Below are 19,501 nucleotides of genomic sequence, written 5' to 3'. Positions count from 1 at the left end.
TCGATAGTCGATAATGAAAGACAGCAGAGAAACGGCGGCGTGACAAGTCTAGATGAAAGAAAGGGAGAGAACCCCTTCATTGTCAAGGCTCCCTTGCTGCATTATGTAATGGCAAGGAGTTTAAGATGATCCGGGAGCAGTTATGGGAGGAAAACAGGATAGACAAAAGCAGGTCAAAACCTTGTGGAAGCGCCATTCACTCACCATTATGGCGGGGGCTATTCTTGCGCTCTGGGTGATTCTCTATGTTTATTCCGATCCGAAATCCCATCCCGGATCCTTCTACGGCAATGCGATTGCCGATTGGGTGGGACTGCTCATATCGGTATTTGCCACGAAATGGTTTTATGAAAAAGGCTCAAGAGAGAGCCGTCAGCCCCGTCGGTTGCCGAAGAAGCAGGCGGCCAAATTCCTCTACGAGCATTCCCTCACGATCGTCTTAGTTTTAACGGGAATAGGATGGTTGGCCCTCTATTTAAAGGTAAATCCTGAAAGCAAATGGGGCACGGTAATAAGCAATCTCGTCTCGGAATGGACGCAGCAGATAGGACTGGTAATTATGACAAAAAAGCTCGTGGAGATCGGCTCCAAAGAAGACGAGAATAAATAGTCTCTAATCTCTAGTCGCTAGTTGAAGCAAATCCTCAAGAAGCGGGTTGAGTGAACCAGCACAACTGACCGGGGTGCTCTGCCGTCTTTAACTAGAGACTAACGACTATCGACTAGAGACTGCCTCTCTAATGTCTATGCATTCCAGGCGGAGCGGGGACGACGGGGGCGGGAAGAGGGGGTGGAGCGGGAGTCGGGGACGGAGCTGGCACGGGAACAGGGACGGGGACTCCTTTTTTCTGCAATCCCGCGGCTTCTACGCCTTTGAGCTTCGCTTCCGAATCGATGAGGAAATTAGCGGACGACGCGATCCTTTCCCCTGCCTCGAGGCCAGAGACTATCTCGATCAGCTTTTCAGCCCTTATCCCGGTGGTAACCTGGCGGGGCTCGAAGACCCCCTCTCCTTTGTCCACATATACGATTTGACGCAGACCCGTGTCGATTACCGCCTCATCGGGTACTGCGAGCCTGTTCCCGAGGCGTATCCTGATCTCTACGTCGGTGAACATCTGGGGCCTTAACCTCCCGTCGGAGTTGGGTATGGTGAATCGCACCTTCACGGTCCTCGTTTCGGACGATAGGGTGGGCGCCATGAATTCAATGCGGGAGAGGAAATCCTTCCCGGGAAAATAGCTGAGCCGTATCCGCGCCGTCTCGCCCACCCGGACCAGGGGGAGCTCGTACTCGTAAAGATCGGCGACAACCCAGACGCTTGACAGGTCGGATACATCGAAGAGCTTTTCGCCTCCCATGACCTTCATTCCCTGGACGACATATTTCTGCAGCACGTATCCGCCTACGGGGCTATAGACGGCAAGGGTGCGCACAGGTTTTTCGCTCTCCTCGATCTTTTTTATCTGCTCCTCCGATATGTCCCACAACCTGAGTCGTTGCCGGGCCGCATCGAGGGTCGTTTCCGCGTCCTTTCTCAGCAATGCCGCCAGGTCCATGTCCGTTCCGGAGCCGGAGGTCCCGAGGGCTTTCCTCTCGGCGCTCTTCGCCCACCGTACCAGATTTATAAATTCCTGCTGAGTTGCCCAAAGCTCGGGGCTATAAATATCCGCGAGCCTTTGCCCTTTCGTGATATGTACGCCGGTGAAATTGACGTAGAGCTTCTCGATCCAGCCTTCCACCTTGGTGTTTATCGTGGTGAGCCTCCTCTCGTCATATTCGATCTTCCCTACAGTTCGGATACTCTTCTCAAGGGGCTGGACCGACGCCCGGGTGATCCGAACCCCAATGAGCTGCTGTTTCTCGGGAGGTATTTCAATGGTCGGAGGCTCCGCGGCAGGCGGCTGTTTCACGGGGATTTCCTCCATCCCCGGTTTCTCCGGTGTCACCCCCGGCATATTGGTTGCGGGTTGCGAGGGTTGGGCTACAACCCCACCCGTGGGCGCTTTTCCCGGAGCGCCTGTCCTTAGCCAGGGCTTCATGTAAAAAAAAGCGATAGCTGCCGCAACTACTACCAACCCGATGAGAATCAGATTCTTGCGGTTCATTTTACTTCTCCCCCTGCCATATCCGGGGCCGCGGTAGCTACCGGTTCTTCCGACCCATCGGCCACGGAAATTTCCACCTTATCCGTCCTTGCCACGGGGAGCTTTTCATACCATTCCACTCCTTTTGCTCGATCTTTACTTATTCGCATGAATAACTGAACATAAGGCGTGAGGCCGCGGTTTTGAAGGGGTGATGCCGAAAGGCTGCAGGCGAACGCGAAGCGGCAAAGCGGCAAAGAAGATCGAGGTGTGGATGAGGTTTTTTCGGACGGGCTACGGGCGAGGAGGCCCGTGGGTTAGTAGTGTGCCCTCTTATTCCGGCAAAGGCTCGAGTCCCAGATCTTTCACCATCTCGATATCGAGGGCAGGATCTCTTCCCGCTGTGGTGAGATAATCACCCGTCATGAGGGAATTGCATCCTGCCACGATCCCCAGAGGGAGCAATTGCCTGAGGTTGTGCTCCTTTCCTCCGCAAAGCTTGATATCTTTGTCGGGGAGAATGAATCGGTAGACCGCGAGGGTGATAAGAAGCTCCATGGGGCTTACCTGCGGCGTATTCGCGAGCGGAGTGCCGGCCCTCGGATTGAGGATGTTGAATGGCACGGAATCAACGCCTAAGTCTCTCAAGGTCAGGGCGAGCTCTATTCTCTGGGCTATGCTTTCGCCCATGCCGATGATGCCTCCGGAGCACGTGGAGAGCCCCGCCTCCTGCGCGATAATCACCGTATCTACATCTTCTTCATATTCATGGGAAGTGCAGATGTTGTCGAAGAAGCTTCGGGCAGTCTCGAGGTTGTGGTGGTACCGGTAGAGCCCCGCTTCCTTAAGGGCCCGGGCACGTTCTTTATCGAGCATTCCAAGCGAGACGCAGGGCTTGAGGCCGAGTGCGGCTATCCCCGATATGGCGTCATAGATTTGGTCCCATTCGACGTTATCATTAATCCTCGTGCCGCTGGTGATAATGCCGAACATGTGGGCGCCTTGCTCTTTTGCCATGCGCGCACGATCGAGGATCAGTTCCTTGCCTACGAAAGGATATTCCGGGGCATCCGTGGAGTAATGGGCCGATTGGGCGCAGAACCTGCAGTTCTCGGTGCATAGTCCTGATTTGGCATTCACGATACCGCACAGGTTGATCCGTCTGCCTTTGAAGTGCTCCCTGATTTCCGAGGCGGCAGCCATAAGATAGAAGGGGCGGGCAGTGCCGGTCTCGCAAAGTACGGACGCCTCAAGGGGACCGATGTTCTTCGACTCGATGGCTTGTCTTTTAAGGATGTCTATCCTGTTATCCATATGAAACCTTCCCTGATTAAATTGTGATTGTGTCCAATTCGACTCTTACCTTCTCTATCAGCAGGATTTCCCCGGAGCTTCTCTTCGATTCGATTGTGATGGGGAAGGAGTCGGTCTTCCCATAGAATGCCATGATATTTCCTGCCCTTACCAGATCCTCATTTGAGGCTGCTCCCATTAGGAGCCCTGTCGGTCCTTTAAAACCCACGGGGGTTAGGAGTATGTGGGGAACCATATGGGCCGCGGCGAGGCGCTCGTTCTCTCCCTCGTTCCTCCCGAGGATCAATTTCAGCCCCCTCTTCAGCCTGAAATGTCTTCCTATTTTGAGAAGGCCCACGTCCTTCATGGTAAAAGCGTCTTCGTGAGAAAAAAGGTCCTTCAATTTGCCCACGAAACCGGGTTCCGTCAGGAGACATCCCCCGCCCGGGCAACTGAATTCTTTGAGGCTCCTGGCGTCCACCAGCTCGTATTGGGTCTTTCTGCCCCGGCCCGCGATGTCATAGAGCTTTTCACGGTCAACGATACCTTCGATCTCGGGCATGGTGGGCGGGAAGTGCTTCGCCGAGAGAGGCCGCAGGATAAGCCCTTCGAGGCCGCTCTCCTTTTCTATGAGGTCGATAGTATTTCTGCGCTGGGACATTGGCCTTTGGCCCAGAACTTCGCCGGTGACGACAAAGCTCGCACCCGTCTCTTCCATTACTTTTCGGGCTTCCCTGAGCATGAATATGCGGCAGTCGATACAGGGGTTCATGGCCCTTCCGTACCCGTGACGGGGAGACCGGACGATCCCCAGGTAGTCCATGCCCTTGAGCCTCACCTGGACTTCCACGTCAAGCTCCCGGGCAGTCCTCACCGCCTGGAGTCCGCAGCCTTTGTCCCCCTTGGTGCACGTGCAGAAAGGGGATGTGAAGTGAAGAGCTATGACCTCGATTCCCTGCTCTTTGACCAACTGGGTGGCGAGGATGCTGTCGAGTCCCCCGGAGAGGAGTGATATGGCTTTTCGATTCATCTGCCGCTTATATACCAGTTCTGCGCGATATTGTCAACTAAGACTATCGTAGTACTATAGTATAACGTGGGGGAAGACCCCGGAGGGGGCTTAGAAGACCGGCCATTCTCAGGGTCTCCCATTTCCCAGGAGACGGTCGCCCTCGGCCCAATTGAATGGATCGACTTCATCAAACACAATATTGGTTTTGTCCTTCGCCTTTCCTGCAATCCTGAGAAGGGCGTCGGCAAATTCCTTTGCGATGGTCTCCTTTTGCTCGACGGTGAGCTTTCCTACCAACCTGATGCTGATATAGGGCATTTTAATCCTCCTTCAAATTTTATCTCCCCCGGGGAACGCCACCTGGTCCCGGGAGACCTGGTTCAATATCTCGTCATGAAGGACTTCCACCAGGTGGCCTCTCAAGGCAAGGAAATCCCGATTGCTGAAGAGGCTCTGACGAATCCTCGGCCTCGGCAGCGTGACCTCGCACACCTCTTTGATAACGCCGGGATTGATCCCGACGACGGCGATCCTGTTTGCGAGGATGAGGGCCTCTTCCACGTCGTGGGTGACGAAAACCACCGTTTTGGACTGGCCCTTCTCTCGCTGCCACAGGTTGATGAGGAGGTCCTGCAGTTTTATCCGCGTTACCGCGTCAAGGGCGCCGAAGGGCTCATCCATGAGGAGTATGGGCGGGTCGGCGGCGAAGACCCGCGCAATGGCAACCCGTTGCCTCATGCCGCCCGAGAGCTCGCCCGGAAATCTATCGTACACTTCCGGAAGACCTACCAGCTCGAGAAAGTCCTGACCCAGTCCCTTGAGCTCCCGGGTCTCCTTTGCGGGGTAGGCCTGCTTTAGGGCGAGGAGGATGTTTTCTCCCGCCGTCATCCAGGGGAAGAGGGTGTAGTCCTGAAAGACGACGCCCCTGTCAAGACCCGCCCCCGTGATGTATTTGCCGTCAATCGTGATGCTTCCCGAGGAGGGTGTCGCCAGCCCCGCGATAAGCCTGAGGAGGGAGCTTTTCCCCGCTCCCGAGGGGCCTACGATACAAAGGAAATCCCCTTGATCCACACAGAGGGCGACGTCCCGGAGGACCTCCTGACTGCCGTAGGAAAACCTGACCCCGTCCAACACTATTTTTGCCATAAACCCACCTTATTGCTGTTGAAAGAGGATCGTGCTCAAATAGCGCTCACCCGTGTCCGGAAGTATGGCGACAATGAGCTTGCCCCTGTTCTCGGGTCGTCTGGCAACCTGAATGGCCGCAAAGGCAGCCGCCCCGGATGAGATGCCTACGAGAAGCCCCTCTTCCTTTGCAAGCCTCCGGGCCGTATCCAGGGCTTCGTCATTTTTCACCTTGATAATCTCATCGACGAGCTTGAGGTTGAGTACGTCGGGGACAAAGCCTGCCCCGATCCCCTGGATTTTGTGGGGCGCCGGACTCCCTCCCGAGAGGACGGGAGAATCGAAGGGCTCCACCGCGATGGCTTTGAAGCCTGGTTTCCGCGGCTTGATTACCTCCGCCACGCCCGTGATCGTGCCGCCTGTGCCTACGCCGGATATGAGAATATCCACCTTGCCGTCCGTATCCTCCCATATCTCCTCCGCCGTGGTGGCGCGATGGATCGCGGGGTTTGCCGGGTTCTTGAACTGCTGGGGCACAAAAGAATCGGGTATCGTCCGGGAGAGTTCTTCCGCCTTCAGGATCGCCCCTTTCATGCCCTCCGCGCCGGGCGTTAAGATCAGCTCTGCGCCGTAGGCCTTGAGCAGGTTTCTCCGCTCGATGCTCATCGTATCGGGCATGGTGAGGATCAGCCGGTACCCTTTGGCCGCAGCCACAAATGCGAGGGCAATGCCCGTATTGCCTGAGGTGGGCTCTATGAGCACCGTTCTTTTCGTGATGAGCCCTCTGTCTTCGCCGTCCTTGATCATGGCGTAGCCGATGCGGTCCTTGACGCTCCCCGCAGGATTAAAGGATTCGATCTTTCCCACTATCTCCGCATCGATCCCTTCCGTCACCTTGTTGAGGCGCAGAAGCGGGGTCCTTCCGATAAGATCCGTGAGATTCTTTGCAATTCTTGACATGATCCATTCTCCTTATTTAATGTGATGTGCGTCGAGGCGTCTCCATCGAAGGAGCCGTCTCTCCAGTTTATCGAAGGCATACATGATGGCGGTCACCACGATGCCTGCATAGATAATCCCCACAATGACCCGGGGATAATCGGCGAAATCCGAAAAATACTTCACGTACCATCCGAGGCCCGACGTGGCCCCGATCATCTCGGCCGCAGTGAGGAGAATAAATGACATAGCCAGCCCGATGGTTGCCCCGGTCATGATATTAGGAAGGGTTCCGGGCAGGACTACCTTTAAAAGCATGGTCTTTTGATCGAGGTTCAATACCTTCGCAGATTCGATGATCCTCCCTTCTATGCTCAGCACCCCGTTCATCGTGTTGATAAAGATGGGCCAGAAGGCGCCCACGAAGATGATGAAGATGGAGGAAAGCTTGAAACTGGGAAGGAGTACGATCGCATAAGGGATATAGACTGTCGGAGGAATGGGCCCCAGTGCCCGGGTAAGAGGTATTGCCGCTCTTCGAAGCCTCGCGATCCATCCTGCGAAGAGGCCAAGGCTTATCCCCAGAAGCGCTCCCGCTCCGTACCCCGCGATCAGGATCTGGAGAGAACTCACCAGGCCGGTAAGAAAGGCCGGGATCTCTTTGACAAGCAGGGCAAGGATGAATTCGGGTGAAGGGAAAAGCAATTTGTCCAGGAAATCGAGCCTTGTGGTAAAAAGCTCCCATAGAAAGATGGCCACATAGAAGATAGTGATAAGATCGCCGGAGGTTTGGACATTCGCCGTCTCCTTTCTCAGGAAATAATGGAAAAGATACGCTGTTTCCACGAGGGCAAGGAATATCTGAAGATAGATTGTCGCCTCGCCGGGCCTTTTGGTGGGCAAAAACTGAAGGAGGCAGAAGGCAAGAAAGAGGAAGTTGGGTATGGATGCGAGTTTTCCCGGTATAGTCTTCTTCATCGTCTTCTCCCTTCCCTCTGGTTTTGCCGCAATTTTCCGAGCGGCTCCTGCCTGACCGAAAGGCCGGGCCTTCGATCCCCAAAATTCCTGTCCCGGGGCTGCTGTTCCATTCATCCGGTCTCTCCTAAATCCGGAAACTCGCCTTCAGGGCCTTGTAGTCCCTCTCATTGGGGTACTCTTTTATAAGTCCCTCGAGGGCTTTTCGGAAGATTTCCGTGGTGATGTGGGTCTCCACTTTTTCCGTAGAAGTGATATAACCCGCCCTGTTCATGTACTCCCAGAAAGCGAGCACGCCTGCCTTTTCCGGGTCGGGGCTGAGATAGAGGTTCCCGTTATAGAGGTCTCTCTTGAGTATGGACTTGTCGATCTTCACGTACTTGCCCGTAATCTCGATCGTCTCATCGGGATAGGCCTTGTAGAATGCATGGGCCCGTATCAAAGCCCGCACGAACTTCACGTAGTCGGCCTCACTTGCCTTCAGTTTAGAGGTGAGGGCGACCTGGCGGCAGCACGTGTGGCCGGGGAGCACTTCGCCCGAGCGACGGGCCACCTTGAGTCCCTGCTGCTCGGCAAGGGTGAGAAAGGGGGGCCATACAACGCCGGCATCGACGCTCCCTTTCTTCACTGCTTCCAGTACTGCACCGGGAGAATCAAGTTCTTTGACGGTCAAATCCTTCTTCCAATCGAGACCGGCCCGGTGGAGACCTCCCTTGAAGATGACATCTCCAGTGGAGAGCCGAACGGTGGCAATGGTTTTACCCCTGTAATTCTTCAAATCCCTGAATAGATCCGCCTTGTCGGGCTTTGCCACGATTCCGTGGCCTTCCGACATTTGACCGCCGAAGATCGTGAGATCAGCCCCCTTAGTGATATGAACCAATGGCGGGGCCGTGCCGAAAGAGCCTGCATCGAGCTTGCCTGCGGCAACGGCGTTCATGCCTTCTCCGGAATTGGTAAAAAGAAAGAGCTGGACATCGAGACCCTCAGCCTCAAAGTAACCTTTCTCTTTTGCGACGAAGTACATGGCATGGCCCGTGGATGCAAGGTAGCCGACATTGAATCTCTTGAGGTCCCGTGCCGCGTGGCCCGGCGTGGCCGAGAGGGCCAGGAAAATGGCGAATACTGCATAGGCAAATAATCTTTTCATCGATCAATCCTCCTTGTGTGGTGCGAACGGCTCCTCCGTGAGGAGTCTCTTATAGTAAAACCCGCTCGTATAGAGCCCTGCCGCGGGGTTGTGACCCAAAACGCGGTCCTTGGTGATGAGGGTCGTGACCAGGGCTTTCGAATACTTTACAAAAAGGGAGTCATGTCCCACGCATAGCCCGACGATCACGTTGAGGTCCGTCTTTTCCTTATTGAGCAGTTTTGCCTGGAGTATAGGATTGCAGAGCGATTCGTGGCAGCCGGGCTCCACCTTAAGGCTTTCGGGAATCCCGATCTCCGTCTTATCGATGGACGCGACCTTGCAAATCACCGTGTAGCTTTTGAGCCCCTTTTTCTCGAGCACCTGGGCGAAGATCCTCGTTTCGTTCATCAGGCCGACGCAGCTGGCGATACCGATCTTTCGCGCCCCCATACGCCGTGCGAATTCGATGATCTCTTCAACCCTCGTGAGCTTGCCGAAGTATGTCCCTTCTATTTCGGCAGCAGCCCGTGCGATTTGCGAATCCTGCCCCTCCTCCTTATAGAGCGTAAGGACCTCTTCCATGTCCCCCGCCTTCAAGGCAGTGGTAAGACACGCCCGGGGGAAGCTCTTGTCTCTCCGGTAGCAGTTGAGGAGACCGCAGGACGAGCAGCTGAACGGCTCTTTCTCTTTCTTCTTTTCTCTCTTCACGCCCATTCCTCCTGATGAAATCCCAGGGACTTGACAAAGACCTTGTCGAAGTCCGGATAATTTGCAAGCTCCAAGACGTTAATCCCTTTGACAAGGGTCGTAATCTCTTCTCTTGCCTCTTTATTGACGAGAAACACGTGTCCCCCCGATTTGGACGTGTTGCCCACGAACTCCACCTTTCCTCTGAACTCGGCGGGCAAGAGGCCCGTAGAGATGAGGCTCTCTTCCCGCAGGTGATATCCGAAAGAACCCGCGATAAGTACTTCGTCCACGTCGCGAGCAGTGATTCCCCCATGGCGGAGCAGAAACTCGATCCCTGTCCTGACGGCCCCCTTTGCCAGTTGGACCTGGCGCACGTCCTTCTGGGACAGGTATACGCCCGGAGAAAGATAGAAGACCGGCTTGTCGTTCTCCCTGCCGAGGCGGTCCTTGAGAAAGGGATATATACCGTTCGCCGGGTCGACGAGTTTCCCTTTGTCGTCGATCACCCTGTGGGCCACGAGCTCTCCCACTATGTCGAGAAGACCGCTCCCGCATATGCCCCGCACCGCTGCATTCCCTATGGTCTTTAGGGAGACGCCCCTTTCGGTCACGCTGAACTCCTCCACCGCACCCCGCTCGGCCCTCATACCGAAAGTGATATTCATGCCCTCGAAGGCGGGCCCTGCTGCAGTGGATGAGGCGACGAGTGTGCCGTCCACGCTTAATACCATCTCCCCGTTGGTGCCGATATCCACAAAGAGGGTCTTCCCCTTTCTTTCATGGAGTCTCGTGGCGAGTATCCCTGAGGTGATATCGGCCCCTACAAACCCGGAGATGACGGGGGGAAGATAGACGAGGCCGTATTTCGAAATGCGAAGCCCCATCTCTTCCGCGGAAAGTACCTGTCCGCCAGTAAGCGCCGGGGTGTAGGGATACCTGCCCAGGGAGCGGGGGTTTGTGCCCGTGGCGAGATGAAGCATGCACGTGTTCCCGCTGTATACCGCCTCGTAAATGTTCTCCCTGTCGATTCCCGCTCGTGTGGAGACTTCGCCCACCAGGCGGTTCACCTCTTTCGCGAACTCCCCGAACATAATATCCATCCCTTCGGGCTCCGCGCAAAACGTGATCCGGGAAAGCACATCCTGGGCATGGATCGCCTGGGGGTTGAGCGAGGAGGCAGTGCCCAACTCATGTCCGCCAGTCAGGTCTACGAGCGAGGCGACAAGGGTGGTGGTTCCGATATCGACGACCACGCCATAATTCTTGTCCACCCCATCTCCTTTTTCAGACCCGAGGAGATAGGCTCCTCCATAGACGAGCGTCCTCCCCTCCGTTGCGACGAAGATCTTCCGGATATAGGGGTCGACCGATGTCTCCACGTGGTTCGCGTGGCTCAGGATCTCAAGTGAGCGGTTATCCTCCTCAACGACATGAACGGAGACACCGTCCCTGACCACGGTTGTGCACGCAAGCACAGGGGTTTCCCCGTCGTCGAGGGTCACTCTGCATTTTCCGCACTTGCCTGTCCCGTTGCAGGGTGATTCTATTCTCACACCGGCGAGCCGGGCTGCGTCGAGGATCGTGACCTGTTCGTTGACATCGATGGTGACATCATTGGGGAGAAATTTAACGCGTGCCATTGTGCTCCTTTACGGTCTTAGTGATCGCCCTTATGCGGTCGAGAGGGGTGGATGTGCTGAGGCCGCAGGCGGGAGATATGATGTCGACCCCGTCCAATATCAGCTGCCCGGTCTTTCTTGCCACACTGTGGGGTTCGCCGAATTCGAGCAGATAGGTGCTCACGTTGCCCATGGTGGTAAGACCGGGAAACTCGTCTTTGAGGTTCTTGAGATTGACCACCGCATCCGTGCTTATCGCATCGGCCCCGAGCGCCGGGATGAGCCGCTTTACAGGCTTCAGGTCGCCGCAAATATGAAGGATGACGGGTACCTTAAGGGCGTGAACTGTGTCGATCACGCGGTTGAGATAGGGCAGGGCGTACTCTTCAAATAGGCGGGGACCCAATATCTCTCCTGTGGCGCTGGGATCGGCGATCGCGATGACATCGGCTCCGGCCTCTATCATTGCGGCGGCAAAAGCGGCAAGGAATTCGCTTGCGTAAGAAAGCGCCTTGTGGGCATCTTCGCGATTCTTTCTCAGCTCCCGATAGAAGGTCATGGGGTCGACGATGGACGCCGCGAGACTCACGGGGCCGGTAAGGGTGCCGGTGACCGGGATGTAGGGATGCTCCCTCGAAAGCCTTCCGATGGCGTCGAGGACCGCGCCTACTCTTCTCGAAGAGAGGAGTTCGTCTACGCTCTTCTCTCTCACGTCGGAGACGGACCGGAAATGCTCCTTCCTTATCTTCGGTTCGCACGAAATACTGCCGAATTCTATGTCGCTTCCCCATACCTCCGCCTCCACGGTCATGCAGAAGGGCAGGCCGAAGTTCTCGAAACCGGTCTCTTTATGTACATCGAATGCAAGCTCGGCCATCAGTTTTCCATCGAAGTGTGCTTCCGGAAGAACATGGCCCGTCTTCCTCATTATCTCCACTACCGCGGCGTTCATCATCCCTCCCGGGCATATGGCAGGGGGACGGTCGACCGCCTTTCTCTCCAACACCGTCAATAGCCGTTCTTTTTCCGTGAGCTGCGCCATTCTCTTATCCTCTCTCCAATAATCCATGGTTTACCGGGTATCCTATCTCACGGACCGTATCGACCATGGCCTTTATGTTCGCAAAAGGGGTCTCCGTGGGAAGACTGCATCCCGAGGCCACGATGTATCCTTTCGGGTTGTCATGGGCGGCGCGCACGCATTTGATTACCGCCGCTCTCACGTCGGAGGGCGTGCCCTCGAGCATTACCTCCGATGGCCTCACGTTTCCCATGAGCCGCGCCCGGCCGCCGACCTTCAGCTTCGCGTCGAAGAGGTCCGCCTCGTTGTCGATGCTCAGGCAATCGGCGCCGGCATCCACCATGAGCTGCCATAAGGCGTTCGTCTTGCCGCAAATGTGGAGGGTCACGGACCGGCCCCTTCCGTGGATGTAGTCGATGAGCCGCTTCAGGTAGGGATAGGAAAACTCCCGAAACTGGCGGGGGCTTATCACCGTCGATGAAGACATGGCGTCCGTAAGGCTCGGTGTACCCCCGAGATCTATCATAGCCTTCGCATACACGAGACCGGTGGCAAGGGACAGCTCGCACAGACGATGCGCCGCATCGGGGTCCTTGTAAATGAGCCTCGCCAGTTTTACGGTGCCGATAAGAAAGGAGGCATTGGTAAAGGGGCCCGTGAGAGCGCCGGTTACCGGCACTTCATCGCCTACTTCATCGACTGCTATCCTCATTGCTTCGAGGTGGGCAGGCATGGAGCCGTCGCGATAAGGATCGGCGCGTTTAAGATCCGGGATCTGCCGGACGTCCTCGATTGCCGGTTCCTGAAGGTACGCCGTCTCGTCTGCAGGAACGTACACTTGCGCGCCCATGGCTTCTGCCTGCACGTAAAGATCGGTGAAAATCCGGATGCCGTCGTACCGGAATAACCGGTAGGTCTCTATATGGGCCTTCGCGAGGAGGGCGGCGTTGTTGCGAAGATCGGACACCCTGACGCCTATCACGCGGGCAGCCGTGTTTCCCACGATGGGGACGCAGGGGAGACGGTCTATCGACGCGCCGCTCCCATATGAGCGAAGCCTTTCCAAGGGGGTCATTTCCTTATCGTTCATTGGTTATTGCCATCCGTGATCTGTCTCACGAGCTTCACTGCCGAAGAGGCATTGACCGCATAGCCGTCCGCGCCGATCCGCTCCGCAAAACCCTTGGAAATGGGCCCGCCGCCGACGATCACCTTAAAGCGGTCCCGTATACCTTCTTCCGTGAGGGAATGGATCACTTCGGCCATTCCGGACATGGTGGTGGTCATGAGGGTGGAGATAGCGATCACATCGGCATCCACCTCTTTGGCCTTTTCCACGAATCTCGAGGCAGGCACATCCCTCCCCAGGTCTATAATCTCGAAGCCCGACGTCTCCAACATAATTTTGACGAGATTCTTGCCGATGTCATGGGTATCTCCCTCGATAACCCCGAGCACTATTCTTCTCTTCTCAACACCTTCCGCTGCCTTGATGTGAGGGGTGAGAACTTCGAGACCGGCATACATAGCGTCGGAGCATATGAGGAGCTCGGGAACAAAATATTCTTCCTCCTCGAAAAGCTGTCCTGCCCGCTCCATTCCATGGGAAAGGCCTTGTTCTATTGCTACGTACGCGTCTAAGCCGTTCGTCACGACCAAATTTGATGCGTCAATAACCTTCTCCTCGTCCATTTCCACCACACCGTCCGATAAATCCCTGATCACCTGTTCTTTCAACTCCGCCATACGCCTGCCCTCCGTTCTCTAATTACTATAGTAAGTCGATAGTAATACTATACGATGAAGGAGAAATTGTGTCAAGCATATTTTTGAGAGATGAAAAGAAAGAGATCAGGCCGGCCTTCAGGCTTTCGAAAAAGGGTGAGGAGAACGACGCCATGACTCTGCGGCTTCCGCGGGGTCATGGCGAAAAGGGAGGGTTATAGCGGGGGTTGGGAGGGAAAACTCACTACCGACTTCTTAAGGGCTGAAATGCTGCTCGGACGGACCGTGATAAGGGGTATCTCGCGGAGTGCCGCCATCTTCCTGATCTTCTCCGCCATCTTGTGCGACACCGTGCCCGTAAAAAGAATTATGCCATTTATCCGTTTGATCTTTTCCCCGAGGCTTGCGCTGTCCCGATTATATATTCGGGGAAAGAAATTATTTTCTTCAAGGGCACGCCTGTATTGAGGCTCCAGGCCCACGATGCCGCCCACTACCGCGATAGTCCTTTTTGCTTTACCCTGTTCACCTTTAAGTGATTTCAATCCAGTTTCTTTCATTTACGCACCTTTTCCTTATCGTGTTCCGTGAGGCGGAGAATGGCAAAAGGAGAAGAGTACAACCATACGTGCGGACCCTGTGCTGCTTTAAATGACCGCTGTCGTTTCAGCTTACTGAAAGGCAATGATCGTCGTTCCGGTCCCCCCACTCTCCCTTGTCATAAAAGTATAGTAAACAGATCATATAACTAGACTATATCTCTTCAGGGTCGGTGTCAAGAAAAAAGCGAGAGGCAGACGATCTAAAGAATGTACTTGACAAATAGCCTAAATTATCACTAAAATCGAGAAGTTATATATTTCCTTCCCGGAAGCGCCATTTCCCGACATCTTCCGCTAAAGTCCCGGCGGATAACCGGGAAAGTCCCGGGGAATAGCCGGGGCCATTACCGTAAGCAGCGAGGTTTGCCCGAGAGGCTCCTTCTTTCCAGTGAAGGCGTCGCAGGTGGTGACGGGCGGAACGGTGGAAATGACAGTTCCTTATAAAATTCCATCAGGGGAGAGAAGATGAAACTCACTACTCAGATTCGTTACGGCGTACGGGCTCTTTGCGATATCGCATACAACTCGGAAGGGGCTCCCGTGCAGGTGAGCAGTATCTCCGAACGGCAAGCCATCTCCCCGCGATATATTGAACAGATATTTCAGAAACTGAGGAAAGGGGGAATCATAAGGAGCGCAAGGGGGCCGTCGGGGGGATATATTCTCGCCAGGAGGCCCGAAGAGATAACCGTGGGAGACGTGATACGGGCTGTCGACGGGCACGAGATTCAGCTTGTATTTTGCTCCGGAGGCACGCGGGGCTCGAAGGGGGCGTGCAAGCGCTTCGGAAAATGCGTCGTATCGGATGTGTGGAGCGAGGCGTCGAGGCTGCTGATGGACTATTTTGACTCCGTGACCCTTGACGCCATATGCGTTGAGGCGAGAACAAAGGGGCTTGGGCTTGAGGTTCCGCCGCCAAAAGAGGCCGAATGGAAATCGATTTGCCCTTATGCCGGATAAAAACGCAGGGGCCGCTGATTCGTACATCAAATCCTCTCCCCTGATCTCCGCCCGTATCTATTCATTTTTCACCCTGTCTGTTATAAATTCAGGAGATGAAGGCACAATCATGATTTTCAATGATGCCCGTAAGCATGGAGGAAGGAGCGATGACCACAGAGTTCGGCTGTCTCCCCGGTTGCCCGTGCGTCGGCATCCGGCAAAACTAAAATGCCGGTGAATCCCCGGGCAATCAAGCATCCCGCAGTAATGATAGCGGCGGTCCTCATCGTTTTATGCGCCGTTCTTATCGCCTATCGGGTCATTCGGCTCGATTATCCTCTTTTCCCGTCCGCGAGCGTGAAGGTGTGGCAGCTGACAATAGAGGCCCGCCTTAAACCGAATGAAAAAGGCATCACAGTCAAAATGGGAATACCCGCCGGTCGGGGAACGCAGATGGTGACAGAGGAACGGATCACTTCGGGGAGGCTCAATTTTTATCTCCTCCGCGAAGGCACCGACCATATGGGCGTCTGGCGAGGAGACACGGGGCCCGAAGGGGCCCTCATCAATTACCGGGCTTCGATTCTGATTAGGCCGGCCGGCTCCTTCAGAGTGCGCACGATGGAGCCCGGCCCCTACCCGGCTTCTTTCTCGGAAGCCGATCAGAAATTGGCAGCCCGTCTGGCAGCCGGGTGGTCCGGTCTCTCACTGGAGGAACGGCTGGGTGCCGTGGCCGCAACCGCCTCGGGTAACTGGGGAGAGCCCCGGCCTGATCGGAAGGATATTATCGACTGGTCCAGGCTGGTTGCCAGGGAGGGCCGGATCACCGCTCTAATGGGTTTGTTCAGGGCAGCGGGCCTCGCCGCAAGAGTTCGCCACGGTCTCATTTTTACGGAAGGCATCACTTCTACGCCCACACGCTGGATCTCGGTCTGGACCGGCGCCCAATGGGCCCACGTTCAACCCGATTCGGGGATAATATACCGCAAGTCCATCCCCTTTCTCCCTCTCACGGGCGGGGACACACCCGTAATAAGCGCAGAAGGAGGGAGCATACCCGAGGTACGCTATGACCTGCGCCAGCGGATCGTAAGCCAGTGGATTGCCCATTTCGAGCATATCCGTTCTCCCGACCGGCTTCTGAGCAGTTGGTCTCTCTTTTCCTTGCCCCCTGAATTTCAGGCGATTTTTCGTATCCTCCTTCTGATACCGATCGGGGCGCTCCTGGTCTGCGTGCTCCGGAACATCATAGGCTTTCCCACCTTCGGCATCTTTATGCCCGTCCTTCTGGCGCTGGCGTTCCGTACCACCGGGCTCGCCTGGGGCCTCGCCATATTTGCGGGAGTAATCTTGATAGGGTATGTTATGCGCCTGCTCCTCAACAAGCTCCACCTCCTGCTCGTGCCCAGGCTGTCCGTAATCCTCACGGTGGTCATAGGATTTTTCGCCTTTCTTGCCGTGGTGGGAGATAAGCTCAGCATACGGGAGCTCATGTCGGTTGGTTTACTCCCCTTCGTGATCCTCACCATGATGATCGAGCGCTTCTTTGTGATCGTCGAGGAATCGGGGATCCGTGAGGGCTTAAAGAATGCGGTGGGGAGCGCGGCCGTGGCGGCCATAACCCATTGCATCCTCCATGTTGAGACCCTCCAGCTCACCTTTTTCGTCTATCCCGAGCTTCTCCTCGTCCTCGCCGCGCTGCAGATACTCATAGGTCGTTATACGGGTTATCGCCTCTCTGAAATACTGCGTTTCCGCGCCATGAGAAAAGGGTAATGAGTACAGGAGCGATAACCATTTGATTATTCACTTCATAACGTGACCCTTTTCAATCTGAGTGCGTTTCCGACTACGGAGACCGAGCTCAAGCTCATGGCCGCCGCGGCAAAAACGGGGCTCAGCAGGATTCCCCATAAGGGGTAGAGGAGCCCGGCAGCTACGGGAATCCCTAACGCGTTATAGATCAATGCAAAAAAGAGGTTTTCCTTGATGTTCCGCATCGTAGCGCGACTCAGGGCCCTGGCACGGACTATACCCCGGAGGTCGCCTTTCACCAGGGTCACTCCCGCGCTTTCCATCGCCACGTCCGTACCCGTGCCCATGGCGATGCCCACGTGGGCCTGCGCCAGCGCCGGCGCGTCGTTAATGCCGTCCCCCGCCATGGCCACGGTCCTGCCCCGATCCTGAAGCTGCTTCACGATGATTGCCTTCTTATCAGGCAATACTTCAGCAATAACCTCATCGAGACCGAGCTTTTTCGACACCGCATCCGCGGTCGTGCGGCTGTCGCCCGTAACCATAACGATCCACACGCCCTCATCGTGGAGCAGGCCGACAGCCTCGGGTGTCGTCTCCTTTATGGGATCGGCTACTCCGAGCAGGCCTGCCACTTTCCCGTCAACCGAAAGGAACATTACCGTGTTGCCCTGGCCTCGCATCTCCTCCGCCCTGCCGGAAAGAGCACCGGTCTCCGCGCCGGGGTCACCGGCAAACCCGGCGTTCCCCAGACGGACATCTCTCCCGTCAACCCTGCCCATCACCCCTTTTCCCGTGATGGATTGAAAATCCTCTACCGCTTCCGGCCTGATACCCCTTTCCCCCGCTCCGCCCACTATTGCCGCGCCAAGGGGGTGTTCGCTCCCTTGCTCCAAACTGGAGGCGAAACGAAGGACCTCCTTTTCCACGAACCCCGAGGCGGGCCAAACTTCGACGAGCTTTGGCTTGCCCAAGGTGAGCGTGCCTGTCTTGTCCACCACGAGGGTGTCCACTTTTCTCATGACTTCAATGGCCTCCGCATTCTTGAAGAGGACCCCCGCCGTGGCACCTTTTCCTGTGGCCACCATTATCGACATGGGCGTGGCGAGCCCGAGGGCGCACGGGCAGGCGATGATGAGCACGGCAACCGCATTGATGAGGGCGAGGGCCATCCGCGGCTCGGGCCCTATCCATGCCCATATGACAAAAGTGACCAGAGCCACGGCGACCACGGACTGGACGAAGTACCCGGCCACAGAATCTGCAAGTTTCTGGATGGGGGCGCGACTGCGCTGCGCATCGGCCACCATTCGGACGATCTGCGCCAGGAGTGTATCCGCGCCAACCTTTTCCGCCCTCATGATAAGACTCCCCGTGCCGTTCACCGTAGCTCCTATAAGGCGGTCGCCCTTCTCTTTGCGCACGGGGACCGGCTCTCCCGTCACCATAGACTCATCCACCGCGCTCTGACCTTCAACCACCACGCCGTCAACCGGTACCTTCTCCCCGGGACGGACGCGCAGGAGATCGCCCGGGGTCACCTGGTCCAGAGGGACATCGTCCTCCCTGCCGTCCTTCACCCGTCGGGCTGTCTTAGGCGCGAGGCCCAGGAGGGCCTTGATGGCGGCGCCTGTCCTGCTCCGTGCCTTCAGCTCGAGTACCTGGCCCAACAGCACAAGGGTGACGATCACGGCGGCGGGCTCGAAGTAAAGGCCCACCCTCCCGCCTTCTCCACGAAAAGAAGCAGGAAATATCCAGGGAAAGAGAACCGCCATGACGCTGTAGGCATAGGCAACGCCCGTGCCGAGGCCGATCAGGGTGAACATGTTGGGACTGCGATGGACGACGGACTGCCAGGCGCGGACAAAGAAAGGCCAACCCCCCCAAACCACGACCGGAGTGGCGAGAAGAAACTCGATCCATGCCGAGACGGCCGGGGGAATGAGTCCCGTCAGTACACGGGAGAAGTGGGGCGCCATGGCCAGGGTAAACAAGGGGATAGTGAGGGCAAGGCTTGACCAGAAGCGGCGCGACATATCGATCAGTTCGGGGTTCTCTTCCTCTCCCGTTCCCGCCCGTGGCTCGAGCGCCATGCCGCATATGGGGCAGTTGCCCGGTCGATCCCTTACAATCTCAGGGTGCATCGGGCAGGTCCATTCGGTCCTGAAAGACACGGCCGGCGTCACGGGTTCCAGGGCCATCCCGCACTTCGGACAGGACCCGGCCTTGGCCTCACGGATCTCCGGGTGCATGGGGCACGTGTAAAACCGTTCTTCGGCATCGTGAAGGGGCCCTGAAACGGCATGTGCTGAAGTGCTCAGAAAAGCCTGTGGGTCCTTGTCGAATTCAATCTTGCACGAGGGGGAACAGAAGAAGTACGTGGTGCCTTTGTAATCTGTCGTAGCAACAGCGTCCTTCTCCTTGATCACCATCTTGCAGACAGGGTCGGTCGCGTTCATAACTTACCTCCGGTGGGAGCTGGGTATATATATTGTCGGTGTTCCCTTCACTTTTTTGAGTCTTTGACCATCGTGGTGCTCATTCTTTCTGCCGTCGCGCTGCGATATATCTAAGGGCTTTCTCC

General features: G+C 56.2%; 20 protein-coding genes. 4 read left to right on the top strand and 16 right to left on the bottom strand.

Going from position 1 to position 19,501, the window contains the following annotated elements:
* The first annotated feature begins 142 nt into the window (after positions 1–142).
* A complete protein-coding gene (locus VGJ94_15120; protein ID HEY3277948.1) occupies positions 143–610 on the top strand; it encodes a hypothetical protein in 468 nt (155 codons plus the stop codon).
* A 127-nt stretch (positions 611–737) separates the two neighbouring features.
* Here VGJ94_15120 and VGJ94_15115 read toward each other — a convergent pair whose 3' ends face one another.
* From VGJ94_15115 to VGJ94_15050, 14 genes are all read right to left on the bottom strand, one after another.
* Positions 738–2,108 (bottom strand): efflux RND transporter periplasmic adaptor subunit, encoded by a 1,371-nt coding sequence (locus tag VGJ94_15115; GenBank protein ID HEY3277947.1) that lies wholly within the window; start codon positions 2,106–2,108, stop codon positions 738–740.
* On the bottom strand, positions 2,105–2,227 hold the full coding sequence (locus VGJ94_15110; protein ID HEY3277946.1) for a hypothetical protein: 123 nt from the start codon (positions 2,225–2,227) through the stop codon (positions 2,105–2,107). Before VGJ94_15110 ends, VGJ94_15115 begins: the two co-directional genes overlap by 4 nt.
* A gap of 193 nt (positions 2,228–2,420) precedes the next feature.
* On the bottom strand, positions 2,421–3,401 hold the full coding sequence (bioB, locus tag VGJ94_15105) for a biotin synthase BioB (protein HEY3277945.1): 981 nt from the start codon (positions 3,399–3,401) through the stop codon (positions 2,421–2,423).
* Positions 3,402–3,417: 16 nt separating this feature from the next.
* Positions 3,418–4,410, bottom strand: a complete 993-nt coding sequence (locus VGJ94_15100) for a hypothetical protein (GenBank protein ID HEY3277944.1) — start codon at positions 4,408–4,410, stop codon at positions 3,418–3,420.
* 108 nt (positions 4,411–4,518) lie between these two features.
* Positions 4,519–4,710 carry a tautomerase family protein gene (locus tag VGJ94_15095; protein ID HEY3277943.1) on the bottom strand — a complete coding sequence of 64 codons (192 nt, stop codon included), beginning with the start codon at positions 4,708–4,710 and terminating at the stop codon, positions 4,519–4,521.
* Positions 4,711–4,722: 12 nt separating this feature from the next.
* Positions 4,723–5,538 (bottom strand): ABC transporter ATP-binding protein, encoded by an 816-nt coding sequence (locus VGJ94_15090; protein ID HEY3277942.1) that lies wholly within the window; start codon positions 5,536–5,538, stop codon positions 4,723–4,725.
* A gap of 9 nt (positions 5,539–5,547) precedes the next feature.
* Positions 5,548–6,477: a cysteine synthase A gene (cysK, locus tag VGJ94_15085; protein ID HEY3277941.1), complete on the bottom strand. Its 930-nt coding sequence runs from the start codon at positions 6,475–6,477 to the stop codon at positions 5,548–5,550.
* A gap of 12 nt (positions 6,478–6,489) precedes the next feature.
* Positions 6,490–7,548 carry an ABC transporter permease subunit gene (locus tag VGJ94_15080; GenBank protein HEY3277940.1) on the bottom strand — a complete coding sequence of 353 codons (1,059 nt, stop codon included), beginning with the start codon at positions 7,546–7,548 and terminating at the stop codon, positions 6,490–6,492.
* A gap of 10 nt (positions 7,549–7,558) precedes the next feature.
* Positions 7,559–8,581 carry an ABC transporter substrate-binding protein gene (locus VGJ94_15075; protein ID HEY3277939.1) on the bottom strand — a complete coding sequence of 341 codons (1,023 nt, stop codon included), beginning with the start codon at positions 8,579–8,581 and terminating at the stop codon, positions 7,559–7,561.
* 3 nt (positions 8,582–8,584) lie between these two features.
* Positions 8,585–9,271: a DUF1847 domain-containing protein gene (locus VGJ94_15070; GenBank protein ID HEY3277938.1), complete on the bottom strand. Its 687-nt coding sequence runs from the start codon at positions 9,269–9,271 to the stop codon at positions 8,585–8,587.
* Positions 9,268–10,893, bottom strand: a complete 1,626-nt coding sequence (locus tag VGJ94_15065) for an ASKHA domain-containing protein (protein ID HEY3277937.1) — start codon at positions 10,891–10,893, stop codon at positions 9,268–9,270. The genes VGJ94_15070 and VGJ94_15065 overlap by 4 nt, the downstream gene beginning before the upstream one ends.
* A complete protein-coding gene (locus VGJ94_15060; GenBank protein ID HEY3277936.1) occupies positions 10,880–11,941 on the bottom strand; it encodes an MtaA/CmuA family methyltransferase in 1,062 nt (353 codons plus the stop codon). Before VGJ94_15060 ends, VGJ94_15065 begins: the two co-directional genes overlap by 14 nt.
* Positions 11,919–12,983: a uroporphyrinogen decarboxylase family protein gene (locus VGJ94_15055; GenBank protein ID HEY3277935.1), complete on the bottom strand. Its 1,065-nt coding sequence runs from the start codon at positions 12,981–12,983 to the stop codon at positions 11,919–11,921. Before VGJ94_15055 ends, VGJ94_15060 begins: the two co-directional genes overlap by 23 nt.
* Positions 12,980–13,639, bottom strand: a complete 660-nt coding sequence (locus tag VGJ94_15050; GenBank protein ID HEY3277934.1) for a corrinoid protein — start codon at positions 13,637–13,639, stop codon at positions 12,980–12,982. Before VGJ94_15050 ends, VGJ94_15055 begins: the two co-directional genes overlap by 4 nt.
* A 68-nt stretch (positions 13,640–13,707) precedes the next feature.
* Between VGJ94_15050 and VGJ94_15045 the strand changes: the two genes are divergently transcribed.
* Complete coding sequence (locus tag VGJ94_15045; GenBank protein ID HEY3277933.1) at positions 13,708–13,839, top strand: hypothetical protein; 132 nt, start codon at positions 13,708–13,710, stop codon at positions 13,837–13,839.
* On the opposite strand, the gene VGJ94_15040 is transcribed toward VGJ94_15045, so the two are convergent.
* Positions 13,834–14,178, bottom strand: a complete 345-nt coding sequence (locus tag VGJ94_15040) for a DUF2325 domain-containing protein (protein ID HEY3277932.1) — start codon at positions 14,176–14,178, stop codon at positions 13,834–13,836. The two genes, VGJ94_15045 and VGJ94_15040, sit on opposite strands and share 6 nt — an antisense overlap.
* A gap of 507 nt (positions 14,179–14,685) precedes the next feature.
* On the opposite strand from VGJ94_15040, the gene VGJ94_15035 reads away from it, so the two are divergent.
* Positions 14,686–15,180, top strand: a complete 495-nt coding sequence (locus VGJ94_15035; GenBank protein HEY3277931.1) for an Rrf2 family transcriptional regulator — start codon at positions 14,686–14,688, stop codon at positions 15,178–15,180.
* A gap of 210 nt (positions 15,181–15,390) precedes the next feature.
* Positions 15,391–16,938 (top strand): UUP1 family membrane protein, encoded by a 1,548-nt coding sequence (locus VGJ94_15030; GenBank protein HEY3277930.1) that lies wholly within the window; start codon positions 15,391–15,393, stop codon positions 16,936–16,938.
* Positions 16,939–16,973: 35 nt separating this feature from the next.
* On the opposite strand, the gene VGJ94_15025 is transcribed toward VGJ94_15030, so the two are convergent.
* Positions 16,974–19,376, bottom strand: a complete 2,403-nt coding sequence (locus tag VGJ94_15025; protein HEY3277929.1) for a heavy metal translocating P-type ATPase — start codon at positions 19,374–19,376, stop codon at positions 16,974–16,976.
* Between the last annotated feature and the right edge of the window lie 125 nt (positions 19,377–19,501).

This window comes from Syntrophorhabdaceae bacterium (assembly GCA_036504895.1).
Classification (GTDB): domain Bacteria; phylum Desulfobacterota; class Syntrophorhabdia; order Syntrophorhabdales; family Syntrophorhabdaceae; genus PNOM01.
This window is presented reverse-complemented; position numbering and strand designations above follow the sequence as displayed.

What these genes read in the sequence shown, in the direction of transcription:
- VGJ94_15120 (HEY3277948.1), top strand. Translation starts at nt 143, where the DNA reads ATGGGAGGAAAACAGGATAGACAAAAGCAGGTCAAAACCTTGTGGAAG.
- VGJ94_15115 (HEY3277947.1), bottom strand. Translation starts at nt 2,108, where the DNA reads ATGAACCGCAAGAATCTGATTCTCATCGGGTTGGTAGTAGTTGCGGCA.
- bioB (HEY3277945.1), bottom strand. Translation starts at nt 3,401, where the DNA reads ATGGATAACAGGATAGACATCCTTAAAAGACAAGCCATCGAGTCGAAG.
- VGJ94_15100 (HEY3277944.1), bottom strand. Translation starts at nt 4,410, where the DNA reads ATGAATCGAAAAGCCATATCACTCCTCTCCGGGGGACTCGACAGCATC.
- VGJ94_15095 (HEY3277943.1), bottom strand. Translation starts at nt 4,710, where the DNA reads ATGCCCTATATCAGCATCAGGTTGGTAGGAAAGCTCACCGTCGAGCAA.
- VGJ94_15090 (HEY3277942.1), bottom strand. Translation starts at nt 5,538, where the DNA reads ATGGCAAAAATAGTGTTGGACGGGGTCAGGTTTTCCTACGGCAGTCAG.
- cysK (HEY3277941.1), bottom strand. Translation starts at nt 6,477, where the DNA reads ATGTCAAGAATTGCAAAGAATCTCACGGATCTTATCGGAAGGACCCCG.
- VGJ94_15080 (HEY3277940.1), bottom strand. Translation starts at nt 7,548, where the DNA reads ATGAATGGAACAGCAGCCCCGGGACAGGAATTTTGGGGATCGAAGGCC.
- VGJ94_15075 (HEY3277939.1), bottom strand. Translation starts at nt 8,581, where the DNA reads ATGAAAAGATTATTTGCCTATGCAGTATTCGCCATTTTCCTGGCCCTC.
- VGJ94_15065 (HEY3277937.1), bottom strand. Translation starts at nt 10,893, where the DNA reads ATGGCACGCGTTAAATTTCTCCCCAATGATGTCACCATCGATGTCAAC.
- VGJ94_15060 (HEY3277936.1), bottom strand. Translation starts at nt 11,941, where the DNA reads ATGGATTATTGGAGAGAGGATAAGAGAATGGCGCAGCTCACGGAAAAA.
- VGJ94_15055 (HEY3277935.1), bottom strand. Translation starts at nt 12,983, where the DNA reads ATGAACGATAAGGAAATGACCCCCTTGGAAAGGCTTCGCTCATATGGG.
- VGJ94_15050 (HEY3277934.1), bottom strand. Translation starts at nt 13,639, where the DNA reads ATGGCGGAGTTGAAAGAACAGGTGATCAGGGATTTATCGGACGGTGTG.
- VGJ94_15040 (HEY3277932.1), bottom strand. Translation starts at nt 14,178, where the DNA reads ATGAAAGAAACTGGATTGAAATCACTTAAAGGTGAACAGGGTAAAGCA.
- VGJ94_15035 (HEY3277931.1), top strand. Translation starts at nt 14,686, where the DNA reads ATGAAACTCACTACTCAGATTCGTTACGGCGTACGGGCTCTTTGCGAT.
- VGJ94_15030 (HEY3277930.1), top strand. Translation starts at nt 15,391, where the DNA reads ATGCCGGTGAATCCCCGGGCAATCAAGCATCCCGCAGTAATGATAGCG.
- VGJ94_15025 (HEY3277929.1), bottom strand. Translation starts at nt 19,376, where the DNA reads ATGAACGCGACCGACCCTGTCTGCAAGATGGTGATCAAGGAGAAGGAC.